This is a genomic window from Acinetobacter sp. 1294596 (assembly GCF_000582925.1).
Taxonomy (GTDB): Bacteria; Pseudomonadota; Gammaproteobacteria; order Pseudomonadales; family Moraxellaceae; genus Acinetobacter; species Acinetobacter radioresistens.
This window is the reverse complement of sequence record NZ_JFCC01000075.1, coordinates 1-6,855: the sequence shown is the minus strand read 5'-3', so window position 1 is coordinate 6,855 and position 6,855 is coordinate 1. Positions and strand designations below refer to the sequence as shown.

Annotated in this window: 10 protein-coding genes; 6 read left to right on the top strand and 4 right to left on the bottom strand. The window is 37.3% G+C overall.

Annotated elements, in window-relative coordinates; all coding sequences use genetic code 11:
• Positions 1-367, bottom strand: a 367-nt coding sequence (locus J502_RS15535; RefSeq protein WP_249301638.1) for a hypothetical protein, incomplete at its 3' end; no start/stop codon positions are given.
• Between the two features lies 1 nt (position 368).
• Positions 369-566, bottom strand: a complete 198-nt coding sequence (locus J502_RS15530; RefSeq protein ID WP_005404077.1) for a hypothetical protein — start codon at positions 564-566, stop codon at positions 369-371.
• Positions 567-674: 108 nt separating this feature from the next.
• Here J502_RS15530 and J502_RS15525 point away from each other — a divergent pair, with 108 nt between their 5' ends.
• The 6 genes from J502_RS15525 to J502_RS15500 all read left to right on the top strand — a co-directional run bounded on the left by J502_RS15525 (position 675) and on the right by J502_RS15500 (position 5,697).
• Entirely contained in the window at positions 675-1,904 is a 1,230-nt protein-coding gene (locus J502_RS15525) for a phage/plasmid replication protein, II/X family (protein ID WP_034685084.1), read from the top strand.
• An 11-nt stretch (positions 1,905-1,915) separates the two neighbouring features.
• Positions 1,916-2,236 carry a hypothetical protein gene (locus tag J502_RS15520; protein WP_052026715.1) on the top strand — a complete coding sequence of 107 codons (321 nt, stop codon included), beginning with the start codon at positions 1,916-1,918 and terminating at the stop codon, positions 2,234-2,236.
• A 353-nt stretch (positions 2,237-2,589) separates the two neighbouring features.
• Positions 2,590-2,832: a hypothetical protein gene (locus tag J502_RS15515; RefSeq protein ID WP_034685082.1), complete on the top strand. Its 243-nt coding sequence runs from the start codon at positions 2,590-2,592 to the stop codon at positions 2,830-2,832.
• A gap of 175 nt (positions 2,833-3,007) precedes the next feature.
• Positions 3,008-4,219: a virulence factor TspB C-terminal domain-related protein gene (locus J502_RS15510; protein ID WP_249301634.1), complete on the top strand. Its 1,212-nt coding sequence runs from the start codon at positions 3,008-3,010 to the stop codon at positions 4,217-4,219.
• Entirely contained in the window at positions 4,220-4,510 is a 291-nt protein-coding gene (locus tag J502_RS15505; protein ID WP_034685076.1) for a DUF2523 family protein, read from the top strand.
• A complete protein-coding gene (locus J502_RS15500) occupies positions 4,507-5,697 on the top strand; it encodes a zonular occludens toxin domain-containing protein (protein WP_052026714.1) in 1,191 nt (396 codons plus the stop codon). Before J502_RS15505 ends, J502_RS15500 begins: the two co-directional genes overlap by 4 nt.
• 258 nt (positions 5,698-5,955) lie before the next feature.
• On the opposite strand, the gene J502_RS17185 is transcribed toward J502_RS15500, so the two are convergent.
• Entirely contained in the window at positions 5,956-6,075 is a 120-nt protein-coding gene (locus J502_RS17185; protein WP_249301641.1) for a helix-turn-helix domain-containing protein, read from the bottom strand.
• A gap of 251 nt (positions 6,076-6,326) precedes the next feature.
• Positions 6,327-6,704, bottom strand: coding sequence for a hypothetical protein (locus J502_RS15495; RefSeq protein WP_147554590.1), 378 nt, complete (start codon positions 6,702-6,704; stop codon positions 6,327-6,329).
• Between the last annotated feature and the right edge of the window lie 151 nt (positions 6,705-6,855).

Genomic DNA, 6,855 nt, shown 5'->3' with positions numbered 1-6,855 from the left:
CACTATCATTTTTTAGGTTATCCATACTGAAAGTGCTTTTTGGATATATATAATCAGCTGGAGTTTCATTACTAAATTTAAGCTCTACAAATTCAACTTTTTTATTTCTGTTTTTAAACTGCTGCTTTTCAAACTCTTCTCTTATAAATTCTTCTGTAATTCCACACTTTTCTAAATCCTTAATATATCTATTAAATACTTTAGGATTCTCATCTTTTTTTATTTTTTCTAGTCCAATGCATACTGCTACACATAGAAATGCTCTTATATGATTTGACTTTACTTTAGATAATCTACCTGTTGGTGTTACTTTATCAAACACTTTATAAATTTCTTCATATGCTTTATCTAGACTAGATATAGTCATTTTAGTCATCCTTACCTAAGAATTTCTTTCGATACTCCAGTACTTCATCTTCAGTTAATTTATCTAAGTGCTTATAAATAAGGGCATTTAAAATATCAGTATTCTGTATTTCCATTCTTAATTTATATTTAATTTCCCATTTTGTAGTCTCAATTTTATCTGCCAATTCATCTCTAACTCGGATTTGTACTGAAGCCATGATTATCTGTCTCATTGTGTCACCAATGTTTTAGTATACTTCTTGTTGCACTGACACAGGGTGTCATGGTATCTTTCGTTTAAATATGTGTCTTTGTGTCACTGCATCATGCTAGATAAAATTGAAATGAGAATACCTGTAGATGCTTCACTCGTCGATGTACGAGAGGATGGCAAATACTGCATTTTCGGTTTTGATCTGCTGGACCTTTCAATCAGGTTTGATGCGTTGGAAGTTTATAAGGATGAGGAAGGGGAGAAACATCACCAGATACTTAGACATCCTTATTCGCGTTTGCCAACGTCTTACACAAAGATGGCTTTTAAGTTCGTGCATGAGGGCTGTAACTGGCCGTATGTAGAGCTTAAGTGCTCTCCTGCAAAGATATTACAGGGGCATAACGTCTTTGGTTCGGACTTGATTAAAGAGGGTGCTTTCGAGATGCTCGGCTGGCTTCTTGAAACACATCCTGATTTGTACGGCATGTTGCATATTGAATCTGCCGAAGTAATGGTCTTGGACGTGACTTATTCAGCACGTTTAAAAGATGACAATATGGTCGCTAGTGTTCTGGCTTTCATGCGGAATTTCTCAGGCCAGTATATACGCAAGTCCAAGCATTCGGTTTTACATAAGAATACGGTTTATTTCGGTTCTGAGCGTGCAAAGTGGCTGCAACGTAAGCTCTATGGCAAGGCAACAGAATTCTTCGAGCAACTGGAAGAACAACGCAAGTTGGCCAAGGGTAAAGATAAAGCTGCTGAACGTGTTGTTGCTGTGATGGAAGACCCAAGACTTCAAGAATGGGTTAGAGGACTTCTACGTATAGAAACAGGTATGAAAAAGGCTTGGTTAACCAAGTTGGGTATACCGACAAATTTATTTGAATTAATTAAGTATCAAGAGCTTAACCCGAATTTTTTACAAGAGTTATGGCTAAAAGCCAATGAAGATATGTTTAAAGCCCTAGAGGGTCAAACTATGAAGACAACTGATCATGAAATAATCAAAGCTAAGATACATTCAGTCTTTGATACTTACTCTAAATCTGGAAAGTTAATTAAGACTAAATCAAGGAATTTAATAAATTTCTATCGAAATTTAGAAAACTATGGTTATGACGCAGTTAAGAAAGAATGTGGTAAATCACAATTTTATACTTATTTAACTGACCTTATTACTTGTGGCTTTTCTAAAGCATATCTTCAGAACCTTCATGTAGAGAATAAGAACAATATTATTCCGTTCATCAAGCTTGTCGAAATCAAGTTTGAAGAACAAACACCAGATTGGTACGTAGAACCAGTTTCAACATTCCGTTTTAAACAAATCGCTTAGGAGCGTAAACCATGAGCCAAAAACAAGTATTTACCGTAATCGGTATTGACCCAAGCCAAGGCACATTTACAGATCAGAAGACTGGCCGCAGTGTGAATTATGACAGTACAAATTTCAATGTGCTTGTTCCAGTTAAAAATGGTCATGGCATGAAGGCAGCAGTTCAGAAAATGCCAGGTGCAGGAAATTATCAACGCTTTAAAGATATTCAGCTTCCATGCGAAATGGAGTTCGAATTTAACCTTGAGTTCAGCGGACAATTCCCAAAAACAACGTTGATCAATGTGACTAAAACCGTTGTAAACAAAGACTTAGGCCCTAAGATAGCCTGATTTCGCATAATGTATAATATGTTAAAAATCAATAACTTACGGTAATAATTAATATGACACAGTTTATGTATAAGTGCAAGAAGTGCGGCAAACAGTTCAGTGTACATGCTCAATACTGTGTCCATTATTACCAGTGTAAGTAACAAGGGATTCAAATTATGCAGTACGTCTGTCAAACCATACAAAACAACATCTGCGTTGAGTGGGTTGCACAGTCGAATTTCATAACTGAATTAAGCATGTTGAGTTATGCAGATGCAAATCAATTGCTTAGTTATACCGTTGCCAATTTCGCACTTGCGTGGATTTGGCGACATTTATCAAGAACCGCATATAAACATTAGGAGAATGTCATGCGTACTAAAAAACCAACTTTAAAACAACGCTACCAACGTGCTGTAAACCGTGCCGCTCTGGTTGCAACTCCAGTAATTTTAGCTTCATCTGCTCACGCAGAAGGGCTAGATATGGGTGATGGAGTAACTCAGCTTGCGCTCGGTCTTGCTGCTGTTGGTGCAATCGGTGCAGCAAAACTTGCACCTGCTGCATTAACTTGGGTCTGGAGTCTTGTTACTCAAAACGCCAAACGCGGTTAATTGCAAAACCAAGACAAGGGCGTGTTTTACGCCCTTTCTTTTTATCAAGGGTAGGTAAATCAATATGGTTCTTTATTATCTCATTGTAATGACCATTTCATTTTTCATCGTACTGAGTGACTGATTTATGAAATGCTTAAATTCCAGACTTATAACGATATTCATTTGCCTAAACTTGGCCTTGTTTCCTTCATTCTTATTTGCAGGGAATATCGGCGGTTGGTCGCTTGGTTCTCCAGTGGCCTCCGGTGCTTCTGCAATTGTGAATGGTACGAAAGAAATCATCTTAAACGGTGCTTCAAAAATTGCGAAAGGCACTGCAAAAATAACGCCCAATGCTTCTCAAGTTGCAAAAGTTTTAAGAAATGGTGTTGCAGGTTATGCATTGTCTGTCGCTGTAGAACAGCTTTTGGGTGCAGTCGACTGGGTTTTAGATGCTGAAAATAATAAAATTAGATATAGAACTGAACCTGATCAGTGTCAGTATTTATACAAATATAAAGGTAAGGATTATTGTCCCAAGGCTCTTGCTGCAGCTGCAAATAAATTCTATTTAGATATGGGTTTTGAAAATCCTGACTGTTCTGTACATATTCCGAATGTCGGCGGTACAGCTACGATTGAATGCGCAGGGCTCGGTGGTACTGTCGGTTCTGCAAGTCCTATTTTAAATCCTGATTATTCTGAAACTGCTGAAGATGACTATCCCAAATCTATTCCCTTAGAAACTGTAGCTCAGAAGGTTATTTCTAATGCTGCTGGCGGTGATGTCTCGGCGCAACAAGCAACTATGTCTGCTGCACAAGAAATTATTAATGATGCTGAAAAAGACAGTGCTAAAGCTGCTCCGATTGTTCAGCAACTAGAAGCATCAAAAGCAATCGAAGAGGAAAACACGGCTACTGGCGAACAAACACAAAATCCTGAAAAGCCCAATGTCACAGATATTTCTTTGGAATTTCCGGCGTTCTGCGGCTGGGCGCCAACTGTCTGTGAAGCTGCTCAAACAGTTATATCTTTTCCGCGCACTTTAACAAACTGGTGGAATACAGCAAATCAAAAAGCCGATGGATGGGCTAGCTCAATTTCTTTAGCTTGGTCTGATTTTTGGAAGGAACCAAACCTCGAAAAAGAAAAAGATACAGAGGTAAATGTAGACGAAAAGGAAGTACAAGACCCGTCTCAGTTTGACCAGATGTATGTACAGTTCGGCGGTCAATGTCCTACTTTTGAAGTGAATACTATTTCAGTTGGCTCTGTCTCTGTGCCGATCTCTTTTGATTTATCACCTTACTGTGATTTTGCTCTAAAGGTTCGACCTGCTGTTATTGGCTTTGGTTATTTAGTTGCATTAGGCATTGTTAGCAATGCAATACGTGAGGTTTAAATGCGAAATATCTTTGCTTGGCTCACCACATTATTTAAAAACCTAACTGATTCATGGCTCGGCCAAGTTTTGTTAGGAGCAGGATTAGGACTCGCAACAGTAACCGGATTATCTGCATTTACTGACTATTACAAGAGGCAGGCAATTGCCTCATTTGGCGAATTGGGACCAGTCACAGGTCTATTGGGTTTAGCAGGTTTTGATAAGGCAATCAGTATCGTGATAGGTGCATATTTGGCAGCCGTATATATCAAGACATTTGCAGCCGGATTAAAGGTAGTAAAAAAATGATTCGACTAATAACAGCGACTCCAGGTTCAGGCAAAACCTGCATGGTAATTGAATGGCTACTGAAGGAATTAGATAAAGGCTTTTACAAGTCAATTTATGCAAATATCAACGGGCTTAAGATCATGGGAATCCATCAGCTTTTAGATGACTGGAGAAAAGTTCCTGACGAGCATAAGCCTTGTTTATATATTGTCGATGAAGCTCAGTATCATCAAGAGTTTATGAAGGAAACAACAAAAGCCAATGAAGTCGGTAAAGCACTTTCTACACACAGACATTACGGTATAGATTTTTGGCTTATTACACAGTCTCCAAAACTTTTAAATCCTTATGTTATTGAAAATACAGGTGAGCATGTTCATCTTTACAGACCTAAAAAAGCTAAAACAGTTACTGTTTACTGGTGGTCTTATGCAGTAACCAACCTGACTAAATCAAATTTCAAACAAGCTGATGACGTTCAGAAGTGGCGACTTAATCCGCATATGTTTGATTACTATACTTCTACTGTTGCAGTAACAGATGCAAAAGGCCGTATCAGTCATAAGAACGTAAGCTCTATTCTTGTTTTTTTTGTCATTATGGGAGTCATTGTTTACTTTGTTAAAAATGGTGCAACTGCTTTTGAATCAATGCAGCACAAGGATGATAAAACATTAGGGGTTATTGATAACAAGCAGTTGCCTACACAACAAAAAGTAGAACAACATGCAGCAACTCAAGAACAGCAAGTTACAGCTTCAAACCTTACAGATCTCTCCAGTGAGTGCCGTAAGGGTGAAAATGTATCGAAACCTGAATGTGTTAAATGGTTTGATGATATGTCAAAAAATAAAGCTTCAATGTCAGAGAATGGAGCTGTCACAGTTCAAGTTTCATATAATCCTGATAAACCTTATGACTTTCATCCTGAGCCACAAATACAGGTACGTGATTACCCACGATTAACGGGATGTGCCAAAGATTTTAAGGGGAATTTTAAAGCGTATGATCAGCAGGGAAATATCATGCCGAATGTTTCACAAAGTGATTGTAAGCGTTGGATGAATGGTGAAAGAACATTTGATTACACCAAAGCGCCTATACAGGTTCAATCTCAGCCACAACCCGTACAACAGCAGCCAACCGCATATGATGCAGAATTTATAGCAAAGTACCAGCAGGCTAAGGAACAGGGCTTAATATGATTTACCTAGTTATAGGAATCATTTTTTTTCTATTTTGGTCTTTAATAGTTATATATTGGCTTTTCGAAGATTATCATGATTATTGATTGAGCATCATTGATGCTCATAAGCTTTTTAACAAAAAAAGCTTATCGATCTGTTACGCAATGAAGAACACTAGAAGAAAAGTATTAAGTGAGTGTCTACGAACTGACACAATGACAATATGAATATTTCCCCCTCTGATTACGCTTTTACTGGAGAGAACAATGAAACTTTTTAAATCGCATATTGATGCTTATTACAGAGTTCAGCAAATTTTCTGGCTGAAAAGCCTTCTTTTCTTGACTCAAGCATTAATGCAGTACGATCTTCAAAGTTAAGATGATGGTATGACAATTTTATATACTCCATAAACCCTTTAAATTAATTAGGTGGTTTATGTCGCACTTCAAGTTTTACTCTGCCCCGATTTGCAACTATTTCCAAAGCAAATCGGTGTTATTTAACATCAATCTGCATTATGCGACATCCGCGATCGACAACAACGACGACAACGAGGTACGAGGCGTGAGGAGGCGGAGGAGAGAGCGAGATGTGAACTTGGGTAGGAGAGTCCACATCTCTGGTGGTGGACTTTAGTCCGGAAACTAGGACTTTTCACTATCATTTTTTAGGTTATCCATACTGAAAGTGCTTTTTGGATATATATAATCAGCTGGAGTTTCATTACTAAATTTAAGCTCTACAAATTCAACTTTTTTATTTCTGTTTTTAAACTGCTGCTTTTCAAACTCTTCTCTTATAAATTCTTCTGTAATTCCACACTTTTCTAAATCCTTAATATATCTATTAAATACTTTAGGATTCTCATCTTTTTTTATTTTTTCTAGTCCAATGCATACTGCTACACATAGAAATGCTCTTATATGATTTGACTTTACTTTAGATAATCTACCTGTTGGTGTTACTTTATCAAACACTTTATAAATTTCTTCATATGCTTTATCTAGACTAGATATAGTCATTTTAGTCATCCTTACCTAAGAATTTCTTTCGATACTCCAGTACTTCATCTTCAGTTAATTTATCTAAGTGCTTATAAATAAGGGCATTTAAAATATCAGTATTCTGTATTTCCATTCTTAATTTATATTTAATTTCCCATTTTGTAGTCTC